The 13,701-nt window shown below is 61.7% G+C and carries 12 protein-coding genes; 6 read left to right on the top strand and 6 right to left on the bottom strand.

Annotated features, from left to right (window positions below; translation table 11 throughout):
• Positions 1-8 precede the first annotated feature (8 nt).
• The 4 genes from ACP154_RS03670 to ACP154_RS03655 all read right to left on the bottom strand — a co-directional run bounded on the left by ACP154_RS03670 (position 9) and on the right by ACP154_RS03655 (position 5,298).
• Positions 9-548: a cupin domain-containing protein gene (locus tag ACP154_RS03670; protein ID WP_421856657.1), complete on the bottom strand. Its 540-nt coding sequence runs from the start codon at positions 546-548 to the stop codon at positions 9-11.
• 69 nt (positions 549-617) lie between these two features.
• On the bottom strand, positions 618-3,392 hold the full coding sequence (gene polA, locus ACP154_RS03665; RefSeq protein WP_421856660.1) for a DNA polymerase I: 2,775 nt from the start codon (positions 3,390-3,392) through the stop codon (positions 618-620).
• Between the two features lie 80 nt (positions 3,393-3,472).
• Positions 3,473-4,999, bottom strand: a complete 1,527-nt coding sequence (locus ACP154_RS03660; protein ID WP_421856663.1) for an SLC13 family permease — start codon at positions 4,997-4,999, stop codon at positions 3,473-3,475.
• A 95-nt stretch (positions 5,000-5,094) separates the two neighbouring features.
• The gene (locus tag ACP154_RS03655) at positions 5,095-5,298 is read right to left on the bottom strand and encodes a zinc-finger domain-containing protein (protein ID WP_107711722.1); all 204 of its coding nucleotides are present in this window, start codon (positions 5,296-5,298) and stop codon (positions 5,095-5,097) included.
• 174 nt (positions 5,299-5,472) lie between these two features.
• Here ACP154_RS03655 and ACP154_RS03650 point away from each other — a divergent pair, with 174 nt between their 5' ends.
• Positions 5,473-6,435: an ABC transporter ATP-binding protein gene (locus tag ACP154_RS03650; protein ID WP_421856666.1), complete on the top strand. Its 963-nt coding sequence runs from the start codon at positions 5,473-5,475 to the stop codon at positions 6,433-6,435.
• 51 nt (positions 6,436-6,486) lie between these two features.
• The gene (locus tag ACP154_RS03645) at positions 6,487-6,789 is read left to right on the top strand and encodes a hypothetical protein (RefSeq protein WP_421856669.1); all 303 of its coding nucleotides are present in this window, start codon (positions 6,487-6,489) and stop codon (positions 6,787-6,789) included.
• Between the two features lie 40 nt (positions 6,790-6,829).
• On the opposite strand, the gene ACP154_RS03640 is transcribed toward ACP154_RS03645, so the two are convergent.
• The gene (locus tag ACP154_RS03640; protein ID WP_421856672.1) at positions 6,830-7,291 is read right to left on the bottom strand and encodes an Lrp/AsnC family transcriptional regulator; all 462 of its coding nucleotides are present in this window, start codon (positions 7,289-7,291) and stop codon (positions 6,830-6,832) included.
• Between the two features lie 109 nt (positions 7,292-7,400).
• Between ACP154_RS03640 and ACP154_RS03635 the strand changes: the two genes are divergently transcribed.
• Positions 7,401-9,065 carry an aminotransferase class V-fold PLP-dependent enzyme gene (locus ACP154_RS03635; protein ID WP_421856675.1) on the top strand — a complete coding sequence of 555 codons (1,665 nt, stop codon included), beginning with the start codon at positions 7,401-7,403 and terminating at the stop codon, positions 9,063-9,065.
• Here the strand turns inward: ACP154_RS03635 and ACP154_RS03630 are convergent, their stop codons facing one another.
• Entirely contained in the window at positions 9,066-9,740 is a 675-nt protein-coding gene (locus tag ACP154_RS03630) for a Fe2+-dependent dioxygenase (RefSeq protein ID WP_107711717.1), read from the bottom strand.
• A gap of 69 nt (positions 9,741-9,809) precedes the next feature.
• Here ACP154_RS03630 and ACP154_RS03625 point away from each other — a divergent pair, with 69 nt between their 5' ends.
• The 3 genes from ACP154_RS03625 to ACP154_RS03615 all read left to right on the top strand — a co-directional run bounded on the left by ACP154_RS03625 (position 9,810) and on the right by ACP154_RS03615 (position 13,645).
• Positions 9,810-10,658 carry a hypothetical protein gene (locus tag ACP154_RS03625; RefSeq protein ID WP_421856678.1) on the top strand — a complete coding sequence of 283 codons (849 nt, stop codon included), beginning with the start codon at positions 9,810-9,812 and terminating at the stop codon, positions 10,656-10,658.
• 141 nt (positions 10,659-10,799) lie between these two features.
• The gene (locus tag ACP154_RS03620; RefSeq protein WP_421856681.1) at positions 10,800-11,708 is read left to right on the top strand and encodes an alpha/beta fold hydrolase; all 909 of its coding nucleotides are present in this window, start codon (positions 10,800-10,802) and stop codon (positions 11,706-11,708) included.
• 26 nt (positions 11,709-11,734) lie between these two features.
• Positions 11,735-13,645 (top strand): N-acyl-D-amino-acid deacylase family protein, encoded by a 1,911-nt coding sequence (locus tag ACP154_RS03615; RefSeq protein ID WP_421856684.1) that lies wholly within the window; start codon positions 11,735-11,737, stop codon positions 13,643-13,645.
• The last annotated feature ends 56 nt before the right edge of the window (positions 13,646-13,701 follow it).

The following is a 13,701-nucleotide window of genomic DNA, read 5'->3' as shown; positions in this document are numbered from 1 at the left end:
GGCTTGCGTCAGCCCGGGGGTGGAAGCAAGGCCCGCGCGCTGTCTGGCATCAGGTGCGGCAACATCTCGATCCCGTGTGCTGCTGCGACAGCGTCCAGTATGGCGGGGAGATCTGCGTCGGGTCCGGACGCGGCCAGACGCTCTGCGACCGCTTCGAAGAATCCGTCAAATTCGGATCCGCTGACGATCAGCAAGACGCGGGCTTCAGTGTCCCCGGCGTTCCAGAAGCTGTGCGGCGCCCCCCGCGGCAGGATCAGCAGGGAGCCGGGACCGGCTGTCACCGTGTCCTCGCCCGCAAGCGCGGACAATTCACCTTCCAGAACATAAAACAGTTCATCTTCATGGGCGTGCCGGTGCGGAGGCGCGCCGAGGGTGCGAGGCGGCTGGATGAATTCGAAGACGGATATCCCGCTTTCAGTATCGGCGCGCGCCGCCAATTTCACCGTCTCATGTATCGGAAAGCCCAGATCCTCGAGATCGTCGGCATGCCGGACGTCAGCATGCATGGGATGGGCCGCAAGCAACGCGGCCACGACAAACGACAGCATTTCCCAATCCCCCAGTGTCAGGTTGCACAAGGTTCAAAGGCTAGGTGCAGACTGCAGAGACGACAAGCCTTAGTGCGCCTGCCCCCAGGTGTTCGCAGCCTTGGCTTCGACCTCGAGGGGCACGGACAGGGACTGCGCTGGCGCAGCCGCGCCCATCATCACCTCGGTGACCAGATTGATCACCTGATCTGCCTCGCTTTCGGGGGCTTCAAACACCAGTTCGTCATGCACCTGCAGCAGCATCCGGGTTTTCAGGCCCGCCTCCGCCAGAGCGCCCGGCATCCGCACCATGGCGCGGCGGATGATATCGGCGGCAGCGCCCTGAATCGGCGCGTTGATTGCCTGACGTTCCGTAAACTGACGGACGGACGGGTTCTTGTCCTTGATGCCGGGCAGATGGATGCGGCGGCCGAAGATTGTTGAGACGCAGCCCTTCGCCTTCGCCTCTTCTTTCATTGCGTCCATATACGCCTTGATGCCCGGGAATTTCTCGAAATAACTGTCGATATAGCGCTTGGCCTCATCGCGCCCGATGCCGAGATTATTGGCGAGGCCAAAGGCGGAAATGCCGTAGATGATCCCGAAATTGATCGCCTTGGCGTTCCGGCGTGTGGTCGGATCCATCTGATCCAGCGGCACGCCGAACATTTCCGACGCCGTCAGGGCGTGAATGTCCTGACCCTCGCGGAACGCCTGTTTGAGCGCTTCTACGTCAGCAATATGAGCCAGCAGACGCAGTTCGATCTGGGAATAGTCCGCCGCCACGATCACATGGCCGGGCTCGGCCGTGAAGGCTTCGCGGATCTTCCGGCCTTCTTCTGTCCGTATGGGGATGTTCTGCAGGTTCGGTTCCGAGCTCGACAAACGCCCGGTTGTGGTCGCGGCCAGCGAAAAGCTGGTATGCACCCGGCCCGTATCGGGATTGATCGCGGCCTTGAGGGCATCTGAATATGTGGATTTGAGCTTGGAGAACTGACGCCAGGTCAGGAGCGCCTTGGGCAGCTCATGACCTTGCTCGGCCAGTTCATCCAGCACGGCGGCGTCGGTGGACCAGGCCCCTGACTTGGTCTTTTTGCCGCCCGGCAGGCCCATCTCGCCAAACAGGATTTCGCCGATCTGTTTGGGGCTGCCCAGATTGAATTTCGTCCCCGCCGCCTCATGGGCGGTCTCTTCGGCCTCGGCCATTTTCTGCGCGAAGTCTGACGACAGGCGAGACAGCTGGGCCACGTCCACCTTCACGCCCGCCAGCTCCATATCGGTGAGCACCTGCGGCAGGGGGCGCTCCAGGGTTTCATAGACGGTGGACAAGCCCTTGCCTGCAAGGCCGGCTTTCAAAAGCTCCCACAGTCGCAAGGTGATGTCCGCATCCTCGGCGGCGTACTCGGTCGCCGTTTTCAGATCAATCTCGGAGAAGCGCTTCTGGGATTTGCCAGAACCACACACCTCTTTGAACGAGATGCACTTATGGCCCAGATGGCGTTCCGCCAGCTCGTCCATGCCATGATTGTGCAGACCGGCCGCCTGCACATAGCTGATCAGCATGGTGTCGTCATAGGGCGCGACGCGCACGCCATAGCGCTGGAACACCGCCAGATCATACTTGAAGTTCTGCCCGACTTTCAGGATCGCGTCGTTCTCAAGGATCGCTTTCAGACGTCCAAGCGCCTCGCTCTCATCGATCTGGTCGGGCTTGCCGCCGCCATCGGCCAGATCGCCGCCTTCATGGCCGAGCGGGATGTAGCACGCCTCATTCGGGGCGGTCGCCAGCGACACGCCCACAAGCCGCGAGGCGACGGCGGACAGGGCGTCGGTCTCCACATCCACCGCGATGACGCGGGCGCGTTTCGCTTTTTCAATCCATGTGTCGAGCGCTTCGACGGTCTGGACGGTTTCGTATTTCGAGCGGTCCACGGGCGCTGTGGCGTCGCCGGTTTCATCGGCGACCGGGCCGCCCAGTCCTTCCTCGACCCGCCGGGTCAGGGTGCGGAACTCCATGGATTTGAGAAAGCCCACCAGCTTTTCCGCATCGGGCTCCGCCGCGCCGAATACATCAAGCGCGTCCGTGATCGGAACATCAGGCTTCAATGTGACGAGCTGGCGCGAAATCCGGGCGTTCTCGGCGTTCTCGATCAACTTCTCGCGGCGCTTGGGTTGCTTGATCTCTCCGGCCCGCTCCAGCAGCGTGTCGAGATCGCCATACTCGGTAATCAGTTGGGCGGCGGTCTTGACGCCAATGCCAGGCACGCCTGGCACATTGTCCACGCTATCCCCCGCCAGGGATTGGACATCGATCACCTTGTCCGGCGCGACCCCGAACTTTTCGACCACCTCGTCATGGCCGATGCGCTTGGATTTCATGGGATCGAGCATCGTCACATGATCATTGACCAGTTGCATCAGGTCCTTGTCAGAGCTCGCCACGGTGACGCGGGCGCCTTTCTCTGCGGCGAGGCGCGCATAAGTCGCGATCAAATCGTCCGCCTCATACCCCTCCATCTCGATAGAGGGCAGGTCGAACGCCTGGGTGGCTTCCCGGATCAGCGAAAATTGCGGCACCAGATCTTCGGGCGGCTCGGGACGGTTCGCCTTGTACTGGTCGTAAAGCGCGTTGCGAAAGGTTTTGGACGAATGGTCGAAAATCACCGCCAGATGGGTGGGCTGGTCCTCACCCTTGAGGTCTTCGAGCAGCTTCCACAGCATGTTGCAAAAGCCCTGAACCGCACCGACCGGCGTGCCGTCAGACCGGGTCAGCGGCGGCAGGGCGTGATAGGCGCGGAAGATATAGCCCGACCCGTCCACCAGATAGACATGGCTGGATGAATCAACAGGACGAGTAACGGCCATGACAGCGCTCCGGCGGCAGTTCAGCGAGGGAGCGCCACCCTATGCGGCGTCGGGTGAGGGGGCAATCGCAAGCCCCACTCCTAACCCGGAAACGCGACTCCGCTGATCAGGCTGCTGACCAGTGCAATCAGCGGCGCGGCCACCAGATTGATACGGAAGCCGGCCTTGATCATCTGGGTCATGCTGGCTGCCCCTGAGGCGTAGACAATGGCGTTGGGCGCAGTGGCGACCGGCAGCATGAAGGCGCAGCTGGCGGACAGGGCCACGGGCACGATCAGGTGTTCAGGCGGCACGCCGGCGGAGACTGCGACGGCGGCCAGCACGGGCAGGAAGCCCGAAACCGTGGCGACGTTCGAGGTCAGCTCGGTCAGGAAGACCACGATCAGTGCGAGGATCAGCACGGTCAGCGGCAAGGGCAGGGTTGAGACCCAGTTCAGATGCCCGCCGATCCAGCCCGCCAGCCCGGTGGCCTGAATGGCGGCGGCCAGCGACAGCCCGCCGCCGAACAGCAAGATCACTTCCCAGGGGATACGCTTGGCGGTCTCCCAATCCATCAGCGCCTGACCCTGGCCCGATTTGCCGCCGGCGGGGATCAGGAACATGGCGAGCGCGCCCGCCATGGCGATCTGCGCATTGCCAAGGCTCAGAACAATGGGCAGCTCTAACTGTGCGCTGATCCAGGCCAGCAGCGGATTCCAACCGAAGGTGAGGTCGGGCTGGCCGATCAGGAAACCGGGCAAGGTGCGGCCCATCCACAACAGCGCGACGGTTCCGAAGGCCAGCGCCACGCGAACTTCGGGCATCGTCATGGAACCGAGCTCGGCCTTGTGCGCCATGATAATCTCGCGACCCGCCGCATTCGGGGCGTGGCCATCCACCCTGAACACCCATTTGGTCAGGATCAGCCACATGGCGGGAATGATGAGGGCGGCGGCCGGCAGGCCGATCATCATCCATTGGGGGAAGCTGATCACCGCGCCGTATTCGCGCTCCATGAAGCCCATGGCGATCAGGTTTGTCGGCGTGCCCACGGGTGTGGCGATCCCGCCTACCGACGCCGAATAGGCGACGGCCAGCGCCAGCGCCGGTGCAAACTGGCGGGCGTCCACGCCTTCGTCTTTCAACGCATCGGCAACTTTCAACGCGATGGGGATCATCATCAGCGTGGTCGCGGTGTTGGAGATCCACATGGAGAGGACGGCGGTCGCCGTCATGAAGCCCAGCATCATCAAGGCCGGGCGCGAGCCGAACGCGGCCACGATGTTGAGCGCGATCCGGGTGTGCAGATTCCACCGCTCGATCGCCAGCGCGACGATGAAGCCGCCCAACAGCAACATGACGATGGGGTCGGCATAGGGCGCGGACGCGGCTCGCATGCTGAGGATGCCGACCACGGGAAACAGCGCCAGCGGAACCAAAGCGGTGGCGGCGATGGGAATGGCTTCGGTCGCCCACCAGCACGCCATCATCAAAGCGAGCGAGGCCAGCAGCCAGGCGGAGCGATCAAGACCTTCAGGCACAGGCAGGACTTGCAGGCCGATCGCGATCACCAAGCCTGTGATCAGTCCGATACGCTGACGCATCGCCGACGTCTTCGCCTGAGCCATTATGCTCCCCCCTCTGTTCTTTCAGACAGGTATAGGGACAGCGTTTCCGGGATCAATCGAAACCGGAATAATTCAATGACATTTGAAGGGAAGGCTTACGCCTTGGGGTCAGCTTTCGAGCCGCGCAGCACGAAACGACGATCGCAATACCCGCATTCGACGCAGTCAGCATCGCCCATATCGTACCAGACGCGCGGATGGCCCAGCGCGCCGCCGCCGCCGTCGCACATGACGCGCTTCTGGTCGACCACGATCACTTCGGGGGCGGGCAGGGAGGAGGCGTTGGCGGTCTGGGTCATGATGTGCTCTGCCGGTCTATGAGAGGGTCCGGTGAAAGAAGATAGACAGCGACGCGACGTGGACGAGGTCCGCGCACGCCGTTAGGGTCCGCTCCGTCTTAAGGCGCGCGGCGTGCAGGCGTCAATTGCGCACGCGCGGCCCGCCCTTTTTGCTTGCAGATCATGAGCCCGTCCATGTCCGAGAGCCAACCTGAATTCGCCCTTGAAGCCTATGGCCTGAAAAAGACTTATCCCGGCGGCAAGGGCTCGCCCTCCAAGGATGCGCTCAAGGGTGTGGACCTGCAGATTCCGCGCGGTTCGATCTTCGGGCTGCTGGGACCGAACGGGGCGGGGAAGTCCACCTTCATCAATATCTTCGCTGGCCTTGTGACCAAATCCGCCGGCACGGCGAAGATCTGGGGCGTGGATATCGACAAGGATCCGCGCCGCGCCCGCGCCGCCATTGGCGTGGTGCCGCAAGAGCTGAATATGGACGTGTTCTTCACGCCGTCTGAAACACTGGAATTGATGGCGGGGTTTTACGGCGTGCCAAAAGCCGAGCGCCGGACACAAGAGATTCTCGCCGCGCTGGGGCTTGAGGACAAGCGCGACGCTTATGTGCGCCAGCTTTCTGGCGGGATGAAGCGCCGCCTGCTGGTGGGTAAGGCGTTGGTGCACAATCCCCCGGTCCTGGTGCTCGACGAGCCCACCGCCGGGGTGGATATCGAGCTGCGCCGTCAACTCTGGGAATATGTGCTGGAGCTGAACAAGCAGGGCGTCACCATCGTTCTGACCACGCACTATCTTGAGGAGGCTCAGGAGCTGTGTGACCAGATCGCCATCGTCAATCACGGCGAAGTGGTGGCCTGCGAGCCCAAGGCGGATTTGCTCAAGCGTCTGGATTCCAAAACGCTTGTCATTGAACCGGTTGAGCCGCTGGCCGCGATACCGGCCGGGTTTGAGGCCCAGGACGCAACCATCCGCCCTGACGGCTCGCTCGCCGTCACCTACAAGTTCGGCGAAGCGTCGGTTGCGGACATGATCGAGACCTATCGCGCCTCAGGCGCACGGATCGCCGATTTGCGTACCGAAGAGCCGGACCTTGAAGACGTCTTCCTGGCGCTGACCTATCAGGCGGACGCGCAGCAAGGCGCTTGAAGCTGACGCAATTGGGGAGCCTTTTGGCGTCAATGGCGTTAGTATTGAACCATGAAACGGTTTTTCACACGACTCTTGGTGCTCATTCTATCTGGCGCGATCTTGATTGTTCTGCTGGCGGTGCTCTTGCAGATTGAGCCGGTCGGACTGGGCGGCTGGATCGTGTTCGCGCTTTTCGCCGCGGGTGCCGTGCTCGTTCCTGTGGTGCTGTATCGTTTCCTGATGCGCCAGGCGCGCAACCGGCAAGAGGTGCAGGACGCCGCCGGAGCCGGCATCGCGGTCGGCATGGGGCTCGAGCAACAGCGCCAGCGTCGTGATGACAGCGATGACGATATCGATCTCGGCGTGGATTAGAAGATCTGGACGCTCGCCGAGTTCTAGATGGCTAGCACGACTATTCGAGCGGTAATTCCGTGGTGTTCTTGAGCGCTTCCATGGCGAAAGAGGCGGAGACGTCTGACAGGGGCGCGATCGCGATCAGGCGTTTGTAGACTGCGTCATAGTCTGAGATCTCGGGCAGCATGATCTTCAGCAGGTAATCCACATCCCCGCCCATGCGATAAAACTCGACCACTTCTGGCATCCTCTTCACGCCTTTGGAAAAGGCGTCCAGCCAGTCGCCGTCATGTCGGCTGGTGCGGATAAAGACGAACAAGGTGGTTTTCAGGCCCAAAGCGTCCGGGTCCAGCAGGCTGACCTGTTTGCGGATCACTCCAGCGTCGGTCAGGCGCTTGATGCGGCGCGCCGTGGGCGTGGCGCTCAGCCCGATGGCATCTGCGTAATCCTGCACCGTGCGGTCTGAATCTTCCTGCATCAGGCGCAGCAGCTTTTTGTCATAGTTGTCAAGCGTCATCATAATCGCCTTTTGGAGTTAATTTCTCTACGTATCGGGCATTATAATAGAGAATTGAGCGATTATCACTCAGCAAAAGAGTGTTTCATGGGGGCATTGGAAAGGCCCTGTCATGACACATGCTCTCGCCCCGGATCCGATTGACGCAGCACGCGACGCCCTGATCGGCGGGGACGCCGTCTTGCGCACGCCGTTCGGGCTCAAGCCTCTGGTTTATGCCGACTATGCAGCTTCAGGCCGAGGCGATCAGCGCCTTGAAGACCAGCTCATTGCGCTGCAGCCTCTGTATGCGAACCCGCATAGTGATGACAGCGCGACCGGGCGTGAGGCGACGGCCTGGCTGCACCGTTCTGAAGCCGAGCTGAAACGAGCGATCAATGCGGGCGAAGACGATGTGGTGGTCGCCTGCGGGTCCGGCGCCACGGGCGCGATAGAGCGTCTGCAACAGATATTGGGCGTGATCGAAGCGCCCGCCACGAGAGCACGTCGCGAAGCGCATCTGATTGAGATCCTGGGACAGATTGAGGCTGACAGACTCCAGGTCGCGCTTCAGGCGCGAGCGCCTGTGGTGTTTGTGGGACCCTACGAGCACCATTCCAATGAGCTGACCTGGCGTGAGGCGCAGGTCGAGATCGTCCGCATCGGTCTTGATGAAGACGGCGGCGTGGATTTCGACCATCTGGCGCGCGCCCTGTCAGACCCCGCTTATGCTGATCGCCGAAAGATTGGCGCGTTCTCAGCGGCCTCCAACGTCACAGGCATGCGCACGGATGTGGCGCGGCTGGCGCGACTGCTGCACGCCCATGACGCGATCCTGTGCCTCGATTGCGCCGCCAGCGCGCCCTATCTGCCGATCGACATGAATCCGGTCGAAGGCGCGGACGCGGCGCCGGATGCGGTCTACTTCTCGCCTCATAAATTGATCGGCGGTCCGGGCGCGTGCGGGATATTGGCGTTCAAGGCGGCGCTGTATCGCGGTGATTTGCCGCCGACCTTGCCCGGTGGCGGAACTGTGACCTATGTCACGCCGGACAGTCATGATTTCATCACCGATATCGCCGCTCGCGAGCGGGCCGGCACGCCGGGCGTGATGCAGATGATGCGTGCGGCGCTGTCGCTGAAGGCGCTGGGCGCATTGGGTTATGAGCGCATCGAAGATCGTGAACAGCGGGCCCTGAAACGGGCGTTCGACGCCTGGCGCGACCACCCGGCCATCGACATTCTGGGGTCGCAGGATCCCGCCCGGCGCATCGGCATTGTGTCATTCAATATAAGGTCCGGGGACGGCGAGATGCTGCACCCGAGATTCGTTGCGACCTTGCTCAATGATCTGTTTGGCGTGCAGGCTCGGGCTGGGTGTTCTTGCGCAGGCCCTTACGCGCATCATTTGCTTGATCTGGACGAACAGACCACGGCTGACCATCGCAAGGCGGTGTTGTCGGGCTTTGCCGGACTGCGTCCGGGCTGGTGTCGGCTCAGCCTGCACTGGGTGATGGATGAGGCCGAGATCGACTATCTAATCGCGGCCGTGCTGTTCATCGCCGAGCACGGCGCGAAAGTCCTGCCGCTTTACAGCTTTGACGCTGCTACCGGGGCCTGGCGGCATCGGCGACAGGGGGAAGCGGTCGGTATGGCTGCGCCGACGGGCGGCAAGGCGATGATGCAGGCCGCTTTGCACGAGGCGCAGACCCTGGCGCAGACGCTCGAGCCTGACCCGTGTTGCGGGCGTCTTCCTGAATCCGTTGAAGCCTTGCGGCGCTTTCGTGTGCCGGCCTGATCAGCGTGAGAGACGTCGGCTGAGATTGGCGAATAGCTTCGTCGCAGTGAGCATTTCCGGCGAGTGTGGCGTATACTGACGGCTCAAGCTGGCGTGCAGGTTCTCAAGGTCGAACAATAACTCCCTGTCCCCTGCATCGGGAATGTCGCTCTCGATCCAGCCCACACAGACCCGGCGCGCGCCCGATGTGACGGGGGACACTGCATGCAGATAGGTCGAGGGATAAACAAAGACGTCCCCCGCCTGACCTTTGACTGATTGGGTGGCGCCGGCCTGGTCGATGACCAGCTCGCCGCCTTCATAACTGTCAGGATCAGACAGGAAGAGGGTGAACGACACATCTGTGCGCATGCGCTCCTGGCCGCGCCCCATAAAGGGATTGTCCACATGCGCGCCATACTCGCCGCCGTCTGACGTCTCGGTGACAAGAAGGTTTGAAAAGCGCTTTGGTCGTGTGGCCGCGTTGAAAGTCACGTGTGTGGCGAGCGCAGTTTCAAGAAGGGTTTTGAGTTTGGCCCCGGCGCTGGAACTCAAATCCGCTTGACGATTGCGTTTGACTTGCCGGGCGGTCGGACCGGCGGTCTTGGCGCCGTCACGCCAGCGCAGCTGATCCATCAGGGCGCGGGCCTGCGCCAACCTCTCTGCATTCAAGATGCTACCGATTGTCAGATGCATGTTGACTTCCTGCGAACGATTTGCAGTTACTACTTTATCCTCCCCATTTCGGGGTGAACAGGGGGTCCCATGAAACAGCAATTCAAACGTGTCACCGCCATGGGTCTGGGCCTCGTGCTGACCGGCGGCCTCGTCTCCGCATGCGAGCCTGCGACTGACACAGGGGCGCAAGCGCCAACCCCGCATACTGCGCCTGATACGCACGCCGCCGCAGCGCCTGAAGCAGAAGCTCCCGCAACGCCGCCGGGCATGACGGGCGAGGGGGAAGGCGGCGTGGTTGTTGAGGACGCCGCCACTGACCCTGTGGTTTATGGATCCGCTCTCGCGGTGGCGGAAGCGCATGTGATCGCCGCTCGTGACGCTCACGCGATCGGTGAAATCGACGCTGCGGGCGAAATGTTCGCGCACCCGGCCAGCGAAGTGCTGTTTGATATGGAAGACACATTCCAGCAATTGGGCGTCGAGCCGTTTGAAGGGCTGTTCCTGGATGCGTCAGCGGCGGTCTTTAATGACGCCAGCCATGATGAGATTGTCGCGCGCACGGACGCCATTATCGCGACCCTGCGTCAGGCCATGGCCCAGGCGCCCGATGACGGCTCGTCCCAGGCCCGGATCGCGGCCGGAATCGCCGCCGATCAAATCGACCGTGCGGTGGATATGTATCGGATCGCCCAGGATAATCCGGCCTATGGCCCGTATCTGGACGGTTATGGATTTTACAGGGCGGGCCAGACCGCGTTTGAAGAACATGAAGCGATGATCGACGCCGAACTGCCCGAAGGCGCAGCGCGCATTCGAGACGCCCTGGCTTTGCTGGCTCAGGCCTATCCCGGCGCCGCTCCGCAAGACAGCTATCCCATGAACCGCGCCGAGCTGAACACCGCCTCAACGCAAGCGTCGCTGGCCGTCACGCGATAGCCGCACGCAGCCTTTCGAGGATGAACTGACCCCGCCGCAGACCTTTGCGGCGGGGTTTTCATTGAACCTGGCGCCTCTGCGTTCCATGCTCTGGCCCAATAAGCCGCCAGAAACAGAGCGGTTCGCATAAGGGGAGAGATCATGCAGGCACAGGCAAGTTTGCAAGCCTGGCGCGCCGCAGGCGCGTTTTTCAACTATCGCGGTCACGACATTTTTTATCGCACGGGCGGCGACTGGTCCGATGGCTCAAAGCCGGTTCTGGTCCTGATCCATGGCTTTCCCACCGCCAGCTGGGACTGGGTGCGGCTCTGGGATGATCTGTGTAGAGATTACAGGGTCGCTGCTCTCGACATGATCGGTTTCGGCTATTCTGACAAACCGGTCCGGTATGCGTATTCGATCCTGGATCAGGCGGATTTGCATGACGCCTTTTTTGCGCATCTCGAGATCACGGCGTGCCATCTCTTTGTCCATGATTATGGCGACACGGTCGCGCAGGAATTGCTGGCGCGCTATCTCGAGCAAGGAGATGCGGCGGCGGTGAGGCTTCAATCGATCTGCTTTCTCAATGGCGGCCTGTTCCCTGAACAGCATCGCGCCACGGTTACGCAAAAACTGCTTCATTCGCCGCTCGGCCCGTTTCTGGCGCGCTTGATGACGCGCGACAAATTCGCCAAAGGTCTTGGTGAGGTCTTCGGGCCGGACACCCAGCCCGCAAGCGAGGAGATGGACGCCTTCTGGGCCTTGGCCCAGGAAAAGGGCGGCATGCCGCGCATCGGGCACAAGCTTCTGGGATATATCACAGAGCGCCGACAGCATCGCGAGCGCTGGGTGGGCGCGCTTGTGCATTCGACCGTGCCGATGAAAGTGATTGATGGCGGCCTGGACCCGGTGTCGGGCGCCCATATGGTTGAGCGCTATCGCGCGCTTGTTCCGAATGCGGATACTCTCGTTCTGCCCCATGTGGGCCACTATCCGCATTGGGAAGACCCTAAAGCCGTGCTTGACGGATTTATGAATTTCCAGTCCGCTATGCCCAAGGCTCGATAACAGGGCCCTTCAATTGGGAGGACGCCATGACCCATGCATGGGACAGGGTGATTGTCGGCGGGCTGGTGTTTGACGGATCCGGAGCCCCTCCGGTCGTCCAGGATATCGCCATCAAGGATGGCCGTATTGCGGCGCGCGGGCCGGATCTGGATCGGTCTCAAGCCGAAACGGTTATCGAGGCGCAGGGCGAATGGGTGATGCCGGGCTTGCTGGATATCCATACCCATCTCGACCTGGAAGTTGAGTTTGACCCGGCCCTGCGTGAAGTGGTGCGTCATGGCACGACCACTGTTCTGATGTCGAACTGCTCGCTGGGCCTGGCTTACGGCAATCAGCGTCGCAATGGCGAAGATCCGCTGGTGGATTGCTTCGCCCGGGTCGAGAACATGCCCAAGCCGGTCCTGCGCAAGGTCGCCGAGCGCGCCAGCTGGACCAGTTCTGCAGGCTATTTCTCTCATCTGGATGACCTGCCGCTGGGCTGCAATGTCATCCCGCTTATTCCCCATTCCATGCTGCGCGCCCAGGTGATGGGGCTGAACGGTTCGGTGAGCCGCACCGCCGGCGAAGCGGATTTGCGGGGCATGGAAGAGCTGCTCGAGCAGGCGATGACGGAGGGCTATGCAGGCTTTTCTACCGATTCCCTGCCATTTCACTTCCTGTCGGAAGACCCCAATCGCCGCGTAAAAATACCGTCGCAATTTGGTCAGTATAAGGAGCTCAAGCGTCTTACCGCGATCTTGCGACGCAATGACCGCATCTGGCAGGCCACTCCGCCCAAGGACAAGCCGCTGGCCGTGTTCCGTAATTTTCTTCTGACTTCAGGGCGTTTGCATGGGCGTCCGCTCAAGGTGACCGCGGTGGCGGCGCTGGATGTGGCGGCGAACCGGTCGCTCAAAAAGCTGGCGATGATCCTTAGCCATTTGTTCAACTCCCCGATTTTGAACGGGCATTTCCGGTTTCAGGCTCTGGCGGCGCCGTTCAAGGTGTTCTGGGATGGGCCGATCAACCCTCTCGCCGAAGAAGTGCCGACCCTGCGCGAGCTGAACGAGCTGGACCTTGAAGACGTGGATGGTCGCAGGGCGCTGTTGAGAGACCCGGCCTTCCAGGCGCGCTTCACGAAAATGTGGATGACCGGCAAGACCGGGTTCGGACTGGCCCGTCTCAAGCGCATGATGAAGATGGAGAGCCTGGCGTTTGATCGCGATTTCGAGCAGATGATCTTCCATTCCGGCGGTCCGGAAATCTGGACGGGCGAGAGCTTCCAGCAGGTCTTTGATCGCTACCGCGCATGGCGCGTCGATCCAGCGTTCGCCCGCACCCATGATGAGCAGGGCGTGTTTGAGCGTCTCCCCGACACCGCTGCGACCGAAGCCGGCTTTGTGCTGGCCTTGTTTGACGCTTTTGATCTGAGGCTGCGCTGGTGGACAGTGTCCGCCAATCGGGATCCTGAGACGGTCCGTGAGCTGATCAACCATCCGCTGACCTTGCCGGGCTTCAACGATTCCGGCGCTCATATCACTAATATGGCGTTCTATGACGGCAATCTGCGGGCGCTCAAGCTGGCGCAGGAGGAAGGTCTTGAACGCGTGGCCAGCCAGATCCGGCGTCTGACGCGTGAGCCGGCGGACTTTCTGGGCGTCAAGGCGGGCCGGATTGAAATCGGCGATTGCGCGGATGTGACTGTCATCGATCCCGAAGCGTTGGCCGGTTATGATTCAGAAGCGGGCAGCACCTTCATCTGGCGCGAGGATTATGGTCATGAGCAGATGGTCAATCGCTCAGACGGTGTGGTGACGACCGTTCTTGTGGCGGGGGAGCCGGTTTATGCGCAGGGTGACTTCACCCCTCTCGCAGGCCGAACGCCCCTCGGCCGCGCATTGCGCCATGAAAGCTGGAGCGGCGGCCGCACCAAGACGGAGGCGCTGGCGGCGGAATAGGGGGATAGAAATAATCCCGCGCCCGCAGCGAAGCGAGGATCCCTCACGCGAAGCGT

Origin of the sequence: Oceanicaulis sp. (assembly GCF_965249665.1) — a bacterium.
Lineage (GTDB): Bacteria > Pseudomonadota > Alphaproteobacteria > Caulobacterales > Maricaulaceae > Oceanicaulis.
The sequence above is the reverse complement of the archived record's forward strand: the minus strand, read 5'-3'. Positions and strand labels throughout refer to the sequence as shown.

Coding starts and splice junctions, on each gene's coding strand:
- ACP154_RS03670 (WP_421856657.1), bottom strand. CDS start 548: ATGCTGTCGTTTGTCGTGGCCGCGTTGCTTGCGGCCCATCCCATGCAT.
- polA (WP_421856660.1), bottom strand. CDS start 3,392: ATGGCCGTTACTCGTCCTGTTGATTCATCCAGCCATGTCTATCTGGTG.
- ACP154_RS03660 (WP_421856663.1), bottom strand. CDS start 4,999: ATGGCTCAGGCGAAGACGTCGGCGATGCGTCAGCGTATCGGACTGATC.
- ACP154_RS03655 (WP_107711722.1), bottom strand. CDS start 5,298: ATGACCCAGACCGCCAACGCCTCCTCCCTGCCCGCCCCCGAAGTGATC.
- ACP154_RS03650 (WP_421856666.1), top strand. CDS start 5,473: ATGTCCGAGAGCCAACCTGAATTCGCCCTTGAAGCCTATGGCCTGAAA.
- ACP154_RS03645 (WP_421856669.1), top strand. CDS start 6,487: ATGAAACGGTTTTTCACACGACTCTTGGTGCTCATTCTATCTGGCGCG.
- ACP154_RS03640 (WP_421856672.1), bottom strand. CDS start 7,291: ATGATGACGCTTGACAACTATGACAAAAAGCTGCTGCGCCTGATGCAG.
- ACP154_RS03635 (WP_421856675.1), top strand. CDS start 7,401: ATGACACATGCTCTCGCCCCGGATCCGATTGACGCAGCACGCGACGCC.
- ACP154_RS03630 (WP_107711717.1), bottom strand. CDS start 9,740: ATGCATCTGACAATCGGTAGCATCTTGAATGCAGAGAGGTTGGCGCAG.
- ACP154_RS03625 (WP_421856678.1), top strand. CDS start 9,810: ATGAAACAGCAATTCAAACGTGTCACCGCCATGGGTCTGGGCCTCGTG.
- ACP154_RS03620 (WP_421856681.1), top strand. CDS start 10,800: ATGCAGGCACAGGCAAGTTTGCAAGCCTGGCGCGCCGCAGGCGCGTTT.
- ACP154_RS03615 (WP_421856684.1), top strand. CDS start 11,735: ATGACCCATGCATGGGACAGGGTGATTGTCGGCGGGCTGGTGTTTGAC.